Source organism: Oceanobacter mangrovi (assembly GCF_019740315.1).
Taxonomy (GTDB): Bacteria; Pseudomonadota; Gammaproteobacteria; order Pseudomonadales; family Oceanobacteraceae; genus Oceanobacter; species Oceanobacter mangrovi.
Window position 1 is genome coordinate 159,462 of the sequence record NZ_JAHXZR010000008.1, and the last position, 16,222, is coordinate 175,683.

15 protein-coding genes are annotated in these 16,222 nt (G+C 54.9%); 9 read left to right on the forward strand and 6 right to left on the reverse strand.

What is annotated here, in order from left to right:
- Positions 1-11: 11 nt before the first annotated feature.
- From K6123_RS16515 to K6123_RS16530, 4 genes are all read left to right on the forward strand, one after another.
- Entirely contained in the window at positions 12-371 is a 360-nt protein-coding gene (locus K6123_RS16515) for a HesB/IscA family protein (RefSeq protein ID WP_221799722.1), read from the forward strand.
- A 144-nt stretch (positions 372-515) separates the two neighbouring features.
- Entirely contained in the window at positions 516-785 is a 270-nt protein-coding gene (locus K6123_RS16520) for a hypothetical protein (protein ID WP_221799724.1), read from the forward strand.
- Positions 786-799: 14 nt separating this feature from the next.
- A complete protein-coding gene (gene sufT, locus K6123_RS16525) occupies positions 800-1,327 on the forward strand; it encodes a putative Fe-S cluster assembly protein SufT (protein WP_221799726.1) in 528 nt (175 codons plus the stop codon).
- Between the two features lie 75 nt (positions 1,328-1,402).
- Entirely contained in the window at positions 1,403-2,086 is a 684-nt protein-coding gene (locus K6123_RS16530; protein ID WP_221799728.1) for an alpha/beta hydrolase, read from the forward strand.
- On the opposite strand, the gene K6123_RS16535 is transcribed toward K6123_RS16530, so the two are convergent.
- Entirely contained in the window at positions 2,043-4,097 is a 2,055-nt protein-coding gene (locus K6123_RS16535; RefSeq protein ID WP_221799730.1) for a methyl-accepting chemotaxis protein, read from the reverse strand. The two genes, K6123_RS16530 and K6123_RS16535, sit on opposite strands and share 44 nt — an antisense overlap.
- 218 nt (positions 4,098-4,315) lie before the next feature.
- Here K6123_RS16535 and K6123_RS16540 point away from each other — a divergent pair, with 218 nt between their 5' ends.
- Complete coding sequence (locus tag K6123_RS16540) at positions 4,316-4,663, forward strand: ArsC family reductase (protein WP_221799732.1); 348 nt, start codon at positions 4,316-4,318, stop codon at positions 4,661-4,663.
- A gap of 83 nt (positions 4,664-4,746) precedes the next feature.
- On the forward strand, positions 4,747-5,778 hold the full coding sequence (dapD, locus tag K6123_RS16545; protein ID WP_221799734.1) for a 2,3,4,5-tetrahydropyridine-2,6-dicarboxylate N-succinyltransferase: 1,032 nt from the start codon (positions 4,747-4,749) through the stop codon (positions 5,776-5,778).
- A gap of 75 nt (positions 5,779-5,853) precedes the next feature.
- Here dapD and K6123_RS16550 read toward each other — a convergent pair whose 3' ends face one another.
- The 5 genes from K6123_RS16550 to K6123_RS16570 form a co-directional block, all read right to left on the reverse strand.
- Entirely contained in the window at positions 5,854-6,519 is a 666-nt protein-coding gene (locus K6123_RS16550; RefSeq protein WP_221799736.1) for a YiaD family glycine zipper/OmpA-like lipoprotein, read from the reverse strand.
- A gap of 167 nt (positions 6,520-6,686) precedes the next feature.
- Positions 6,687-7,289 (reverse strand): peroxiredoxin, encoded by a 603-nt coding sequence (locus tag K6123_RS16555; protein WP_221799738.1) that lies wholly within the window; start codon positions 7,287-7,289, stop codon positions 6,687-6,689.
- Between the two features lie 156 nt (positions 7,290-7,445).
- Positions 7,446-7,679, reverse strand: coding sequence for a thioredoxin family protein (locus tag K6123_RS16560; protein ID WP_221799739.1), 234 nt, complete (start codon positions 7,677-7,679; stop codon positions 7,446-7,448).
- Positions 7,680-7,754: 75 nt separating this feature from the next.
- The gene (locus tag K6123_RS16565; RefSeq protein WP_221799741.1) at positions 7,755-8,747 is read right to left on the reverse strand and encodes a permease; all 993 of its coding nucleotides are present in this window, start codon (positions 8,745-8,747) and stop codon (positions 7,755-7,757) included.
- Between the two features lie 250 nt (positions 8,748-8,997).
- Entirely contained in the window at positions 8,998-10,938 is a 1,941-nt protein-coding gene (locus K6123_RS16570) for a methyl-accepting chemotaxis protein (protein ID WP_221799744.1), read from the reverse strand.
- A gap of 346 nt (positions 10,939-11,284) precedes the next feature.
- On the opposite strand from K6123_RS16570, the gene gcvT reads away from it, so the two are divergent.
- The 3 genes from gcvT (at position 11,285) to gcvP (ending at position 16,162) form a co-directional block, all read left to right on the forward strand.
- The gene (gene gcvT, locus K6123_RS16575; protein ID WP_221799746.1) at positions 11,285-12,373 is read left to right on the forward strand and encodes a glycine cleavage system aminomethyltransferase GcvT; all 1,089 of its coding nucleotides are present in this window, start codon (positions 11,285-11,287) and stop codon (positions 12,371-12,373) included.
- Between the two features lie 257 nt (positions 12,374-12,630).
- Complete coding sequence (gene gcvH / locus K6123_RS16580; RefSeq protein WP_221799748.1) at positions 12,631-13,017, forward strand: glycine cleavage system protein GcvH; 387 nt, start codon at positions 12,631-12,633, stop codon at positions 13,015-13,017.
- Between the two features lie 232 nt (positions 13,018-13,249).
- Positions 13,250-16,162: an aminomethyl-transferring glycine dehydrogenase gene (gene gcvP, locus K6123_RS16585; RefSeq protein WP_221799750.1), complete on the forward strand. Its 2,913-nt coding sequence runs from the start codon at positions 13,250-13,252 to the stop codon at positions 16,160-16,162.
- Positions 16,163-16,222: the final 60 nt, after the last annotated feature.

The window sequence follows — 16,222 nt, forward strand, 5'->3', positions numbered from 1 at the left end:
GAGGAAACACCATGACCATCGAAACCTACGATCCCAATGCTGCTGCCGAAGTCACCATGACTGACGCTGCCATTGCCCATGTCCGCAAGATGCTGAGCAAGAACGCCAGCAAAACCGGCGTGCGTCTGGCAGTGAAGAAAAGCGGCTGTTCAGGTTTCAAATACGATGTTGAGTTTGTCGAGCAGCCTGCTGCTGACGACCAGCCAATCCAGGTTGCCGACGACATCGTTCTGTACGTCGCTGCCGATGCCAAAGCCTATGTGCGCGGCACCGAAATCGACTTCACCAAGGAAGGCCTGAACAGCACCATCAAGTTCAACAACCCCAACGCCAAGGATCTCTGCGGCTGTGGTGAGTCTTTCTCGGTCTAAACCGTAGAGCGTGCCAGTTCGGCCAGTGCCGTCGTTGCACTGGCCGAACCCGTCATTTTACCAACCAGCTCAATAATCGACCGGATCAATGGCATAATCGGGCCAGTTTTTGATAATGCCGTTAATATGGCACGGAGTACGCCGATGACTCTCCCGCTTGAAGAAGTAAAAGAACATATTCTGCACCTGTATTACATGGACTTTCTGAAAGACCATTACGGGCTGCTGAGCCGCCACGACGTCTGTATCGCACTGGACTTCGAAGTGTGGCTGGAAACCCATCATTCGGCACTGATGGATTTTGGTTCATCCAAAACCGAACGATTCAATATGATCCGCGACTGGATTAAGCACCCGGATCTCGACTATCACGAACTGCTGGATTACTTTAATAGCCAGGTTCGCAAACAATGATGCAGATTTGATCAATGGAAAAACGCATGGTCGTCTCGCTGGCTGAATGCCCGGCGCGACAGGTTCCTTCTGGTGTTCCCACTGTCATCCCGTCCGGGGTGTTCGTCACTATTAATCAGGCTCTTGGTGGTAACTACACCGTCACCGTCAATGGCAACATGATGCGGGTTGACGGCACGGACGCTGCTGCCCTGGGTCTGGAAGCCGAAGATATTCAATTTGAAGATCGCGGCGATGAACAGGTTCACCAGGACCAGATTGAACAGGCCCTGCGGACCATCTTTGACCCGGAAATCCCGATCAACCTGCTTGATCTCGGGCTGGTCTACGGCATTGATATCGACGCCCACAAGGTCAATATCCGCATGACCCTGACCGCACCGACCTGTGGTATGGGGCCGGTACTGATTTCCGATGTGAAGTACCGGGTCGCCAAGGTACCCAATGTTGAATCCGTCGAGGTCGAACTGGTGTTCGATCCACCATGGAGCCGCGACATGATGACCGAAGAAGCCCAGCTCGAAGCGGGCTTATTCTTCTGATCACATTTGTTTGAATCCAACGGCAGTCTCAGACTGCCGTTTTTGTAGCTGAATTCAAATCAAGGGATACAAGCCATGCAAATGCAGGAAACCCCGCAGCAGGTGATGCTGGAGCCACAACAGCCAGCGGAATATTGCGTTATCTGGATGCATGGCCTGGGTGCCGATGGCTATGATTTTATTGCAGTTGCCCAGCATATGGCGCGGCAAATGGACTGCAGTAAGGTACGGTTTATTTTCCCCCACGCGACGATTCAACCAGTCACTATGGCCGCAGGAGAATCCATGCGTTCCTGGTACGACATTCTCTCTGCCAGCCCAAGACGGGTGGTTGATCCGGCCCAGCTGCTGACGTCGGTAAAACGGATTCAGGCATTGATTCAGGAGCAGGTTGATAGCGGCATAGACTCACGCCATATCGCCCTGGTGGGGTTTTCCCAGGGTGGTGCGGTCGCTTATGAAACGGCCAGCATGAGCCAGCTGCCACTGGCTGCGCTGGCGGCCTTGAGCACCTATATTCCGCTCGGCCACTCTCACGATCCTTTCAATATGACTGCCGCCAACAACCAATTGCCGATATTTATTGGCCATGGCAACCGCGATGGCGTGGTACCTGCCCAGCTGGGTGAGGAAGCCATGAAACGGCTGTCAGGCCATGGTAGCCAACCGCAGTGGCACAGCTACCCGATGCAACATGAAGTCTGCGTTGCTGAAATCAACGATTTGTGCGACTTCCTGCAACACGCCTGGCAGGCTTGAGCGCAACCTGTTTGTCATCTGACAAACGAAACTGCTGCGCCAGTGTCTGCAGTTGATCCGCCAACTCCCGCTGCTGACCACTGGTCTTGAGCATAAAGCTGCCAGTGGCAGCGGTGGATTCCGACAATTTATGAATGGCGACAATCCCCTGCGTCAGTTCGCGGTTGGTTGCCACCTGTTGTTCCGCCGCCGATGCCACCTGATCGGTCATATTCTGGATACTGCTAATCGACTGCTGGATTTTGCCCAGCTCAGTCGACAGCGACCCTGACAAGGTGACGGTTTCCGCCGCAACCTGCTGGGATTCCTCCACCGCCTTGAAGGCATGATGGGAATCCTGCTGGAACTGGCTGACAATTCGGGTGATTTCCTGAGTTGATTCCTGGGTTTTCTGCGCCAGCGCCCGCACCTCGTCAGCCACCACGGCAAATCCACGTCCCTGCTCACCGGCCCGTGCTGCCTCAATGGCAGCATTCAAGGCCAGCAAATTGGTTTGTTCGGCGATGGTCCGAATCACTTCCAGCACACCACCAATCGAATCGCTGGATTTATGCAACTGCTGAATCACATCCGCCGCACGAGTCATGGATTCGTTCAGATGATCGATATTCTCCAGGCTTCGGCTAACGACCTTGACCCCATCATTGGCGATATGACCGGCTTCATCAGCACGATCAGAGACGGTCTGAATGCTGGTAGCAATTTCCTGCGTTGCCTGCTCCAGCTGATTAACGGCGGTGGCCGACGCTGAAGTTTCATCCTGTTGCACCTGCATGCCACGGGTACTGAGCTTGACGGTCATCTGGTTTTGCATGGCACTCAGATTCAGCTCTGTAGCATGAGCCGTGAACTTGCCAATCGTCTCTTCGATGCGAATCAGGAAAGAATTAAAGGCCGCTGCCAGCTGCCCCAGCTCATCATCTGATAACCTGGGGACTCGTACCGACAAATCCAGCTCAGAGGTCGCCCGGCTGATGGCACTGAACAAGCGACTGGTTTGCTGATAGATCGCCACCGACACCAGGTACACCACCAGCGCAGTAAGCAATAGCGCGCCGATACCCAGCGTCAGGTTTATCCACAAGGAACGCTCAGCGCTGTGTAACTTGCTGGCAGCCACTTCCTGCAATGTATCTTCGAGTCCATCTTCCAGCTGTTTCAGCAGATTAATACGGGCCGTTGCAGCAGCAAACCAATCTGGCGGCTTGATATTAAAGCCGCCACTCAGATGGCGATCATGGGCCTGCTGCCGCAAGGCCTGCACCTGACGTTCCTGTTGACTCTGGTTAAACTCATTAAAAGCACGCTTGCTGGCATCACCAGCAAACGCCAGATAGCTGGCAAAAAAGGCTTGCTGTTCTGTTTCCAAGCGGATGAAACGAGTGTACAAGCCTTCAGCAAATTGATCGGCAGCAAACACATTACTTAACACGGCCCGTTCAATACCTGCCCTCTCCTTACCCTGCAAGAAGCTGTAATAGGCTTGCAGCATCCGTGCTATATCCCCATCGCTGGTGTAATTGGTTGCCTGCGCTGGCAATTCGAGTAACTGGCGAATAGTGCCCGTGTAGTACTTCAGTACCTCTGCCAAGGGTTGCTGCAGGCTGCTGACGCCCGTGCGAGTGGCTTGTAACTGTGCCAGTGCTGAGCTGGCTTCGCGGATGGCACCGGCGACCAGCGCATAATCGTCCAGTGCTACATTAGCCATTATTCCTTGCCACTCAACCAACATGGCATCGACCTGTTGCCGCTGGCCTGGCAAAGCATCGGCGAACGAGGAACCCTTGCTGCCAATAAACCCGGCAGACATACCTCGTTCCTTTTGTAACTCATGGGCAAGTCGTCCATTGGCCTTGGCAATTTTCACCAGCACCTGCAAATCATCCGCTTGTGACAGCGATTGATAGCGCCAGGAAATATCCTCAAATAACAAAAAGATCAGTGCTGCCATTGGCAGCAGCGTCATCATTAACAGTTTGGCTTTCAATGGCAGATTGCGAATAGGGTTCATATCCCGACTCCGTGGATATTTCAGCTGTACAATTTTTACCCTAGCCCATCTCGTTCAGGTTGCCCGCTAAAACAGCAATTTCCTCATCAGGGTGTCACCATTGGCAGTTGTGATAGTGCCCGGCTATCGTTGGCTGCAAAAGCTGTCCATTAAAGCTGATCTGAACGGTCGGGTTTGTTATCCTTCGCGCTCGAAATTTCAGGCAGCAGGGTTCTTCAATGACCACCATGTATGGCATCAAAAACTGCGACACCATCAAGAAAGCCCGTAAATGGCTGGACGACGCAGGTATCGACTATCAGTTTCACGATTACAAGAAGGATGGTTTGTCAGAAGCCCTGCTGGATCAATGGCTGGCAGAACTGGGTTGGGAAGCACTGGTCAACAAGCGCGGTACTACCTGGCGCAAGCTCGACGACAGCCTGAAAGACAACATGAATGAAGCTAACGCTCGTCAGGTGATGCTGGAAAACCCGTCCATCATCAAACGCCCGTTACTCGATACCGGGAGCCAGAAAGTACTCGGCTTCAGTGCCGATGAGTACACCGCCCTGCACGGCAACTGAGCACCGGATCAAACCTGTTTTAATCACCTTTTCAAGATTGCCACTGCCGCCCGGCAGCGGGACGCTGATTTGAGGAAAAATAAATGAGCAACGCATTCGCACTGGCCATTGGTGTCGGTACCAAAAACGCCAACGGTGACTGGCTGGAAGTGTTCTACGCCAAACCACTGCTGGCTCCAGCCGCAGAGCTGGTTGAAGCAGCCAAGGCCGCCCTGGGTTACGAAGGCGGCAACGAAGCGCTGGAAGCAGACGGTGGCGAACTGAACGCTTTTGCTGACGCCATCGAAGCGACTGATGCCCAGCAAGCTGCTATCGCCCGTGCCTGCACCGACAGCGACAAGCCGGTTGTGGTAACCATCCTGGCCACCGACGATCAGTCTGTGAGCACCCCGGAAGTTTACCTCAAGCTGCACCTGCTGTCGCACCGTCTGGTCAAGCCTCACGGCCTGAACCTGGCTGGCATGTTTGGCCTGCTGCCAAACGTTGCCTGGACCAACAAGGGTGCGATCGACCTGTCTGAACTGCCAGCAGCCCAGCTGGAAGCCCGTCTGAGCGGCGAACTGCTGTCGGTTAACAGCGTTGACAAATTCCCACGCATGACCGACTACGTGGTACCGGCTGGTGTTCGTATCGCCGACACTTCCCGTGTACGTCTGGGCGCCTACATTGGTGAAGGCACCACCATCATGCACGAAGGTTTTGTTAACTTTAACGCCGGTACCGAAGGCGTTTCCATGGTTGAAGGCCGTATCTCTGCTGGCGTTGTGGTTGGTAACGGTTCTGACCTCGGCGGCGGCTGTTCCACCATGGGCACCCTGTCTGGTGGCGGCAACATCATTATCGCCGTGGGCGAAAACTGTCTGATCGGTGCCAACGCCGGTATTGGTATCCCTCTGGGCGACCGTTGCACTGTTGAAGCGGGTCTGTACGTGACTGCCGGTACCAAGATCCAGGTACTGGACGATGCCAAGAACCTGGTTGAAACCGTCAAGGGTCGTGACCTGGCTGGCAAATCTGACCTGCTGTTCCGTCGTGACTCCATCACTGGCGCAGTCCAGTGTGTAACCAATAAGTCTGCCATCGAACTGAATGAAGAACTGCACGCTCACAACTGAGTTTGAGTCTTTGCTTCAGCCAATAAAAAAGCGCCCACGGGCGCTTTTTTATTGCTCAGCTTTTACCAAACGATCTTATTCAGTCGCTGGCACCAGGGTGATTTCTACCCGACGGTTCTGCTGCTTGCCTTCGGCTGTGCTGTTGCTGGCCAATGGCTGGCTTTCGCCAAAGCCGACTGGCTCCAGACGTACCTGGTTGATGCCCTGGCTTTTCAGGTAATTGGATACCGAGTTGGCACGTTCTTCAGACAGCTTCTGGTTGAAATCGGCAGAACCGTCGCTGTCGGTGTGACCAGCAACGACCACCAGCGTCTTGTCGTACTCTTTCAGCACGATGGCGACGGAATCCAGTACTTCGTAGAAGTCAGAAGCAATGGCTGAACGGCCGGAGCCAAAAGTAATGTTGCCTGGCATTACCAGGTTAACGTTATCTCCCACACGCTCAACACTGACGCCAGTACCACGCAGCTTCTTGCGCAGCTCGGCTTCCTGGGAATCCATGTAATAACCAATGCCACCGCCGATGGCACCACCACCAGCCGCTGCCGCCAGAATACGACGGTTACGGGTACCGCTCTTTTCGTCCTTGTTGGCCAGGTAGGCGGCTACTGCACCAACACTGGCACCAATACCCGCACCAATGGCGGTTTTAGAGGTTTTTTCCTCACCGGTGTAGGCATCATAAGTGGTACAACCGCTTGCCATCACAGCAATTGCCGCTGCCAGTGCAATGTATTTCATGTCACTACCTTACATTTGTTGATATTTGTGGAAGTGTATAAATTTTCCGTGACAACTTCCTGAACCGGTTCTCTATCTGGCGTTACAGATGGCCAAAAGCTGCACGAAAAAGCCCCCGGCTGGGTCACAACCGGGGGCTTGATGAATGGCCTTTGCTCAGATCAGACTTACAAACCGTCAGAAGACTCAGTCAGGTATTTGGCGACACCTTCCGGTGACGCAGTCATGCCCTTGTCACCCTTGTTCCAGCCTGCCGGGCATACTTCACCATGCTCTTCGTGGAACTGCAGCGCTTCGACCAGACGAATCAGTTCGTCGATGTTACGTCCCAGCGGCAGGTCATTGATGTTGGCTGCCCGTACCATACCTTCCTGGTCGATCAGGAAAGCCCCGCGCAGCGCCACGCCAGCAGCAGTTTCAACGTCATAGGCCTTGCAGATCGCATGAGAAACGTCTGCCGCCATGGTGTATTTGACCGGGCCGATACCACCATCATTGATGGCGGTGTTACGCCAGGCGTTGTGAGTAAAGTGGGAATCGATGGAAACCGAGATAACTTCCACACCCAGCTCGGAAAACTTGTCCATGCGTTTGTCCAGCGCGATCAGCTCAGACGGACAAACAAAGGTGAAATCCAGTGGGTAAAAGAAAACCAGCGCATACTTGCCACGGGTTTCTTCTGCAAAGTTGTACTCATTGACGATGGTTCCGTCGCCCAGCACGGCAGGAACGGTAAAATCCGGGGCTTGCTTGCCGACCAAGACACTCATGGTATCACTCCATTTGAAACGGGCCTGGCCGTTTGCCATGCCCAGTGAGGCTGATCATACGCAGCCCTGACGATGGCACAAGCCAGCCGTTTGGCGAAGCTGACCTTTTGCCTGATACTTCAGCCCGAACGGTTCACTCTGCCGAATGAATGACGGTTATTTCAGCCACTCTGCAATATCCGCGGTGTGAGGAATGGAACCGCTGTGCACCAGCTTGCCATCCACCACCACCGCTGGTGTCCGCATCACACCATAGGTCAGCAGCGCTTCCGGGCTGGTGTTCTTGTGAATCTCAATCTCAGCACCCTGCTGTTTGGCCTGGGTTTCAATCGCTTCAAAGGTCTTGTTGCACTTGGTACAACCGCTGCCCAGTACTTCGATATTTTTCATAACCAACTCCTTCGCAAATCAGTTTTGGATTTCCAACCTGATGCCTGTTACACACCTGCCATCACATTCATGGCATCACATGAGAGGCATCAGGGCATTAAACAACCAGCCCAACAGCGTGAAGGCCACCAGCAACAGCACAAACAACAGAGCCAGCAAGCGCCACTGCATCACCTGTTTGAGCAGAATAAATTCCGGGAAACTGGCCGCCACGGTACTCATGCAGAACGCCAGAGTGGTACCGACCGGCAAACCGTTTTGTATCAGGCTCTCCATCACCGGAATCACCCCGGTGGCGTTGGAATACAATGGAATACCTAACAACACCGCCGCTGGCACTGACCACCACTGGCCACTGCCCAGATGTTGCTGAATCCAGCCGTCCGGCACGAAGCCGTGTAAGGCCGCCCCCAGACCCACACCGATTAATACCCACTTCCACACCCGGCTGAAAATGTCGCGGGTTTCATCACGAGCAAATTCGTGGCGATCTCGCCAGCTGATGGCTTCTGCCTCACCATCATCTGCCGTCGCTGTTTGAGCACTGGCTTGTTGCAGGGCTTTGGCTGCGAACGATTGCAACCAGCGTTCGGCGTGAATCAGATCAAGCAGGAAACCGCCGAGAATCCCGACAGCCATGCCAGCCAGAATGTAAATGAGGGTGAATTTCCAGCCCAGCAGACTCAACAGCATCACTACCGCCACTTCGTTAATCAGTGGTGACGTCAGCAGGAATGCCATGGTGAATCCAACCGGAATGCCAGCAGCTGAAAAGCCCAGAAATACCGGGATGCTGGAACAGGAGCAAAAAGGCGTGATGGCACCGAACATGGATGCCAAGGTATAGCCCCCGGCACGACTGCGGCCAGCCAGGAAACCACGTACCCGTTCAACCTGCAGCGATGCCCGTAACCAGGACACCAGATAAATCATCACCACCAGCAAAAACAGAATCTTGCTGACGTCTTCGACAAAAAAATGCAGTGCCTGCCCGAGTCGGGTCGCCGGATCAAACCCCGCCAGATCGTAAACCAGCCAACTTGCCAACCAGGTAAATACCACAAACATAATGGCTGTCCTTTCCGTATTTGCGGTCATTATGCCTCTGGAGTAATACAGATGTCTTGATGTCCGGCACATTTGTCTGACAACTGGCGTTTTGGACCTGTGGCAACGCAAAAGCAGGCAACAAAAAGCCCGTGATGGTTATTCCATCACGGGCTAATTGTTATATCTGGAGAGGTTACGCCAGGAGCAACGCCTCTTTGAACAACTCTCCTTTGAACAACTCTCCTTTCGACAACTATGTCTTGAGAGACTAGATGCGGAACCGCACCACGGTTGACCTGAGATGCTCGGCCAGCGACTTCAGCTCCGATGAGCTGCCAGACAACTGGCTGGCACTGTCATGGGTCGCGGTCGCTTCGGTATCTACATCCACAATGTTGCGGTTGATCATTTCCGAAACCTGATGCTGCTCTTCCGCTGCCGCCGCAATTTGTTGGGCCATATCCCGAATCGACGTCACCGAATGCTGAATACGGCTGAATACCTCGCGGGTCTTTTCAGTCGCCTGCATGGTTTGGGAAGAATGCTGCAAGGTGTTTTCGAGCTTGGAAGCCACAGAAGCCGTTTGCTGGGTTAATGAAGCAATCATGCTGTCAATTTCAGCGGTTGAATCCGCCGTCCGGCCTGCCAGCGTACGAACTTCGTCCGCTACCACCGCAAAACCCCGCCCCTGTTCACCGGCCCTTGCGGCTTCAATCGCTGCGTTAAGTGCCAACAGGTTGGTTTGTTCAGCAATACCGCGAATGGTATCGAGAATGGTGGTGATGTTACGGGACTCCTCTGCCAGCGCTTTCATGGCCTGGTTGGAGTCTTCGATACCGGCAGTCAGTGACTCCACCGCCGACACGCTGCTGTTGATATAGCCCTGGCCTTCGCCGACATGCTGCTGGCTCTGGTCCGCTGCCGAAGCGGTTTCCGCACAGCTACGCGCAACTTCAGTGGCGGTTGATACCATTTCATTGAACGACACCGACAACTGCGACATGGTCTCTGACTGATGCTCGGCACTCTTGGCCATACGGGTTGAAATCGCAGCGCCGTCCGCAGCCTTGTGACTGACATCGCCGGACGTCTGGGTTATGTCGCGCACCAGCTGATGAATCATGGCGACAAAGCGGTTGAAGGAGCCTGCCATCTGCGCCAGTTCATCCTTGCCATTGACCGGCAAGCGTTTGGTGAGGTCGCCTTCACCATTGGCGATCTCTTCCATTTGCGCCGTCATATAGGCAATCGGGCTGGTAATGCGATTGCTGTACCAGAGGCCCACCACCCCAAACACAGCAATCACGATCAGACAAATAATCGCCACATTCCACTGGAAAGCATCCACCGCCGCAAAGACTTCTTTGGTCGGCACCAGGCCAATCAAGGTCCAGCCAGACACTGGCGAGCGGTAGTTTGCAACCAGCCACTCGCGACCATTCAACATCACATGATCCATACTGCCGGCGGCCATACCGTTGTAATCGCTGCCCAGCTCGGCGACCTTCTTGAAGTTGTTGTCCTTGTTACCGGCATCAGCCAGTACAACACCGTTTTGATCCACCAGAATCAGATAACCGGATTCACCAAAGGTTACGCTACGAACAATTTCCGTCAGTTTGGCCAAGGTTATATCCATGGCGATCACTCCCGTCAGACCTGAACTGGTCTTGAAGGAATGCATATAGGGCACCAGCGGATTGCCAGTATTGAAGTCAGCGTAGGGAGCCATGGTGACCGCCTGCCCCGGCTGTTTCAGTGCCGCCGCATACCAGGGACGTTTGGTCGGGTTATAGCCGCCCAGATCGGTTTTTGGCCATTGGATATAGCTGCCGTTTTCCAGACCCAGATAGACGTATTCCAGATTGGGATTCACACTGCCGAAATCTTCCATCAAACGCCAGGCATTACGCTCTACCTCGCCGTTTTGTTCCGGCGTCATCGGGCCTTCGGCACCGGTGTAATTCACCACACTGTCGTCCAGCGCCAGCAAGGCGTCCGTCTTGGCCAGAAAGGCGACACTCTGCGCCATGCTGGTCATATAGGTTTCAAAAGTCTGGCTGATCTGCATCATTTGCTGATTGGCACCGTGACGGAAACTCGTCTCTGCTGTCGTCCTGAACTCGCCAATTGCAATCGAAACTGTCACCAGCATCGGCAGAATCACGGCCGCCAACACAATCAGGATAAGCCTTTGTTTAATAGTCATGCGTGCACTCCCACAGAGCAGCAAAACGGGAAGAGGTAATAAAAGCCTAGACCAGTCTGCGGCAACCGCCGGGCGTTGGTCGTATTCAGATAAGTCATAGCGGCGGATTGGGTTAAAACTTGAAAGCAATCCAGATGGGGGCACATCGGGATTTGGCCAGGCTGCGGGCATTACAATAAACGCAGCAACAATGGTGATTTTTTACATAACATCCTGCGGCAATATTGGCCAATCTGACCATGAGGATGTGCACCAGATCGCAAGCCTGTATACTGCTTGCCCTTTTTTGATACGGTCCGGCATGTGACAAGATCCATTCCGGCGTCGACTGATAGCAGGACGGCTCATGGCAAAACGCACAGCTCTGTACGACAAACATATTGAAGCCAATGGCAAGATGGTTGATTTCGCGGGTTGGGACATGCCGGTTAATTACGGCTCCCAGATTGAGGAACACAACGCCGTTCGCACCAACGCCGGCATGTTTGACGTATCGCACATGACCATCATTGATGTGATGGGCTCCGACTCCACCGATTACCTGCAAAAGCTGCTGGCCAACGACGTCGCCCGTCTGCAGGAAAAAGGCAAGGCGCTCTACAGCGGCATGCTGAATCAGGATGGTGGCGTAATCGACGACCTGATCGTTTACAAAGCCGATGGCGGTTACCGCGTGGTGGTGAACTCGGCGACCCGTGCCAAAGATCTGGAATGGCTGCAAAGCCACCGTCCGGCGTTTGACAACCTGACCCTGACCGAACGCCCTGAACTGGCCATGGTTGCCGTGCAAGGCCCGAATGCCATCGCCAGGGTCAAGCAGGCCAAGCCTGAATGTGAAGTTGCTGTTGATGGCCTGAAAGTATTCCAGGGCCGTCCACTGGCCGACTGGTTCTTCGCCCGCACTGGCTACACTGGTGAAGATGGCCTCGAAATCATGGTACCGGAAGCAGAAGTGGCTGCCTTCTGGCAAGCCCTGCTCAACGTTGGTGTACAACCTTGTGGCCTTGGCGCCCGTGACACCCTGCGTCTGGAAGCCGGTATGAACCTGTATGGCAACGACATGGACGAGTCCATCAGCCCGCTGCAAGCCAACATGGCCTGGACCGTGGCGTGGGAACCCGCTGATCGTCAGTTCGTTGGCCGTGACGCGCTGGAAGCTGAAAAAGCCGCCGGTGTTGCCAACAAGCTGGTTGGTCTGGTGCTGGAAGGTCGCGGCATCATGCGTTCCCACCAGAAAGTGATCGTTGAAGGTGTTGGTGAAGGTGAAGTTACCTCTGGTACTTTCTCGCCAACTCTCGAATGCTCCATCGCCATGGCGCGCGTACCGGTTGCCACCGGCGACAGCTGCCTGGTCGATATTCGCGGCAAACAGATTCCAGCCCGGGTTGTGAAGCTGCCTTTTGTACGCAACGGAAAAAAAGTTTACGAGGGGTAAAATCCCGCTCGTTTTCGACTGATTAAAATCGCGGATTCCTGCTTGCAACGCTTTTCCCCGCAGCAGGAATCCGTAGAATGCACAAACTGTAACTAACCCCCAAAATCGTCGTTGCCAGACCTGCCCGATCACCATTGCCAAATGGCTTTCGGCAGCCAGTATTTCAAACTCCGAATGCAATCCGCCCCGCCATCCCGATGGCATTGGCGCTTGTTATTGCGGTTTGAAACAGCAACGCAGTAAATCCGGAGAAACCAATGGCTAATGTACCTGCAGACCTGAAATACGTCGCTTCTCACGAATGGATCCGCGTCGAAGCCGACGGCACTGTTACCGTAGGTATTACCGACTTCGCCCAGGAAGCACTGGGTGACGTGGTATTTGTTGAGCTGCCAGAAGTTGGTGCTGACGTTGAAGCCGACGCTGATTGCGCCGTGGTTGAATCGGTAAAAGCCGCTTCCGATATTTACGCGCCTCTGAGCGGTAAAATCATCGCCGTTAACGAAGATCTGGTGGATGCACCGGAAAAAGTCAACGAAGACCCATACGGCGAAGCCTGGTTCTTCAAAATGGAACTGGCCAACGCTGCTGACCTCGACGGCCTGATGGACGCTGACGCCTACAGCGCTGCTTGCGAAGGCTGATTCCTTTCCAGGCGATTGCGCGCAAGTCGGATGACGCAGGCTTATTCGCCCTACGGTGAATATGCCGTGCAATAATCCGTAGGATGTATTAGCACGAAGTGCGTAATACATCAGGTCGTAGTGCCAGCGGCTTCTCGCCAGACTGAGCAACTACCACCAATATCCGAACCCCTGCTCTCACAGGGGTTCTTCGCTTTATCAACTTGTTATTTAACAGCGACAGGGTCCTCTCATGACTCAAACTCTCTCTCAACTGGAACAGCGCGACGCTTTTGTGGGTCGCCATATTGCCTCCAACGGTGCCGGCTTCGACAATCAGGAAACCGCTGCCATGCTGGCAACGGTCGGTGCCGAATCTATCGATGCGCTGACAGCCGAAATCGTCCCGGCCGATATTCTCCGCGCGCCATTCCTGGACATTGCCAACAGCAAAACCGAGTTTGAAGCACTGAACTACCTGCGCTCGCTGGCCAACAAGAACAAGGTGTTCAAGAGCTATATTGGTCTGGGTTACCACGACACCATTATGCCGAACGTGATTCTGCGTAACGTGCTGGAAAATCCGGGCTGGTACACCGCCTACACCCCTTACCAGCCTGAGATTGCCCAGGGCCGTCTGGAAGCTCTGCTGAACTTCCAGCAAATGGTCATCGACATGACCGCCATGGAACTGGCCAACGCCTCCCTGCTGGACGAAGGCACCGCTGCTGCCGAAGCCATGGCAATGGCCAAACGTTCGGTTAAAAAGAACAAGTCCAACACCTTCTTCATCGACGAAAACTGTCTGCCACAAACCATCGACGTGGTGAAAACCCGCGCCGAAGCCTTTGGCTGGGACATTCAGGTGGGTCCGGCTGACGACGCCGCCACTGCCGACGTCTTTGGTGCGCTGTTCCAGTATCCAGGCAAAAACGGTGACGTGCGTGATTTCACCGCACTGATCGAAGCCCTGCACGGCAACAACGCCCTGGTTGCAGTAGCGACTGACCTGATGGCACTGGTAAACCTGAAAGCCCCTGGCGAAATGGGCGCTGACATTGTGCTGGGTAACGCCCAACACTTTGGCGTGCCAATGGGCTTTGGTGGCCCACACGCGGCTTTCTTCACCACCCGTGACGAATTCAAGCGCGCAATCCCGGGCCGTATCATTGGTGTTTCCATCGATGCCCAGGGCAAACAAGCGCTGCGGATGGCATTGCAAACCCGCGAACAGCACATCCGTCGTGAGAAAGCCAACTCCAACATCTGTACCGCCCAGGTGCTGCTGGCCAACCTGTCGTCTTTCTACGCCGTTTACCACGGCCCGGCTGGCCTGAAAAACATCGCCGCCCGCATTCACCGTCTCGCCGATATTCTGGCTGCCGGTCTGCAACAAGGTGGTGTGGAACTGGTCAACCACAGCTGGTTCGACACCCTGACCATCAAGGTAAGCGACCGCAATGCCGTGCTGGCCCGTGCCGAAGCCGCTGAACTGAACCTGCGTAACGATGCAGCACTCGGTTTGGCCAGCGACACCCTGGGTATCACCATCAGCGAAAAAACCTCTGCTGCCGACGTGCAACAGCTGTTCGACGTAATTCTGGGTGAAGGTCACCAGCTCAACGTTTACGCGCTGGATACTGACATTGTTGCCGCCGGTTCCAGCTCGATTCCGGCCGAACTGCAACGCAGCAGCGAATTCCTGACTCACCCGACCTTTAACCAGTACCACACCGAGCACGACATGCTGCGGTACATGAAGCGTCTGGAAGCCAAGGACCTGGCCATGAACCACAGCATGATCACGCTGGGTTCCTGCACCATGAAACTGAACGCCACCACCGAGATGATCCCGGTGACCTGGCCAGAATTCGCCAACATGCACCCGTTTGCTCCAGCCAGCCAGACTGCCGGTTACCAGCAAATGATCGGCGAACTGGAAGATTACCTGAAAGCCATCACCGGCTTCCCAGCCATCTGTACCCAGCCAAACTCCGGTGCCCAGGGCGAATACGCAGGTCTGCTGGCGATCCGGAAATACCACGAAAGCCGTGGCGAAGGTCACCGCAACGTCTGCCTGATTCCACGTTCCGCCCACGGTACCAACCCGGCTTCTGCCCAGATGGCGTCCATGCGCGTGGTGGTCACCAACTGTGACGACGAAGGCAACGTTGACTTCGACGACCTGAAAGCCAAAGCCGAAGAACTGAAAGACCAGCTGTCCTGCCTGATGCTGACCTACCCGTCAACTCACGGCATCTACGAGCAAGGCGTTAAAGAAATCTGCGACATGATCCACGCCAACGGCGGTATGGTTTACATGGACGGCGCCAACCTCAACGCCCAGGTCGGTATTACCCAGCCAGCCTTTATCGGCGCAGACGTCACCCACATGAACCTGCACAAAACCTTCGCCATTCCACACGGCGGCGGTGGCCCGGGCATGGGCCCAATCGGCGTAGCCGCCCACCTGGCACCCTTTGTTGCCAACCACAGCGTGGCCCCCATCGACAACGAATCGAAAGGAAACGGCGCTGTTTCCGCAGCCCAGTACGGCTCTGCCAGCATTCTGCCAATCAGCTGGATGTACATCACATTGATGGGCGGCAACGGCCTGCGTCTGGCTACCCAGAACGCACTGCTGAAAGCCAACTACCTGGCCAAGCGTCTGAGTGAACACTACCCGATTCTGTACTCCGGCCAGAACGGCCGTGTCGCCCACGAATGTATTGTCGACCTGCGCCCGATCAAGGCCGAAACCGGCATCACCGAAGTGGATATCGCCAAGCGCCTGATGGACTACGGTTTCCACGCCCCGACCATGTCGTTCCCGGTAGCCGGTACCTTCATGATCGAGCCGACCGAATCCGAATCGAAAGCCGAAATCGACCGCTTCGCCGACGCCATGATCAGCATCAAAGGTGAAATCGACGCCGTACAACGCGGTGAACTGGATGCCGAAAACAACCCGCTGAAACACGCCCCACACACCGCCGAAGTGGCCGTGGGTGAATGGGACCGTCCATACAGCCGCGAACAAGCCGTCTACCCGGTGAAAAACCTCGGAGCCCACAAGTTCTGGCCATCCGTCGGCCGCATCGACGACGTCTACGGCGACCGCAACCTGATCTGCTCCTGCCCGGCGATTGAAAACTACGAGGATTGATCCTCACCTGGGAGCGCGGGCCTCTGGCCCGCATCTATTTGCGGACGAGCCGTCCACGCT

What these genes read in the sequence shown, in the direction of transcription:
- K6123_RS16515 (WP_221799722.1), top strand. Translation starts at nt 12, where the DNA reads ATGACCATCGAAACCTACGATCCCAATGCTGCTGCCGAAGTCACCATG.
- K6123_RS16520 (WP_221799724.1), top strand. Translation starts at nt 516, where the DNA reads ATGACTCTCCCGCTTGAAGAAGTAAAAGAACATATTCTGCACCTGTAT.
- sufT (WP_221799726.1), top strand. Translation starts at nt 800, where the DNA reads ATGGAAAAACGCATGGTCGTCTCGCTGGCTGAATGCCCGGCGCGACAG.
- K6123_RS16530 (WP_221799728.1), top strand. Translation starts at nt 1,403, where the DNA reads ATGCAAATGCAGGAAACCCCGCAGCAGGTGATGCTGGAGCCACAACAG.
- K6123_RS16535 (WP_221799730.1), bottom strand. Translation starts at nt 4,097, where the DNA reads ATGAACCCTATTCGCAATCTGCCATTGAAAGCCAAACTGTTAATGATG.
- K6123_RS16540 (WP_221799732.1), top strand. Translation starts at nt 4,316, where the DNA reads ATGACCACCATGTATGGCATCAAAAACTGCGACACCATCAAGAAAGCC.
- dapD (WP_221799734.1), top strand. Translation starts at nt 4,747, where the DNA reads ATGAGCAACGCATTCGCACTGGCCATTGGTGTCGGTACCAAAAACGCC.
- K6123_RS16550 (WP_221799736.1), bottom strand. Translation starts at nt 6,519, where the DNA reads ATGAAATACATTGCACTGGCAGCGGCAATTGCTGTGATGGCAAGCGGT.
- K6123_RS16555 (WP_221799738.1), bottom strand. Translation starts at nt 7,289, where the DNA reads ATGAGTGTCTTGGTCGGCAAGCAAGCCCCGGATTTTACCGTTCCTGCC.
- K6123_RS16560 (WP_221799739.1), bottom strand. Translation starts at nt 7,679, where the DNA reads ATGAAAAATATCGAAGTACTGGGCAGCGGTTGTACCAAGTGCAACAAG.
- K6123_RS16565 (WP_221799741.1), bottom strand. Translation starts at nt 8,747, where the DNA reads ATGTTTGTGGTATTTACCTGGTTGGCAAGTTGGCTGGTTTACGATCTG.
- K6123_RS16570 (WP_221799744.1), bottom strand. Translation starts at nt 10,938, where the DNA reads ATGACTATTAAACAAAGGCTTATCCTGATTGTGTTGGCGGCCGTGATT.
- gcvT (WP_221799746.1), top strand. Translation starts at nt 11,285, where the DNA reads ATGGCAAAACGCACAGCTCTGTACGACAAACATATTGAAGCCAATGGC.
- gcvH (WP_221799748.1), top strand. Translation starts at nt 12,631, where the DNA reads ATGGCTAATGTACCTGCAGACCTGAAATACGTCGCTTCTCACGAATGG.
- gcvP (WP_221799750.1), top strand. Translation starts at nt 13,250, where the DNA reads ATGACTCAAACTCTCTCTCAACTGGAACAGCGCGACGCTTTTGTGGGT.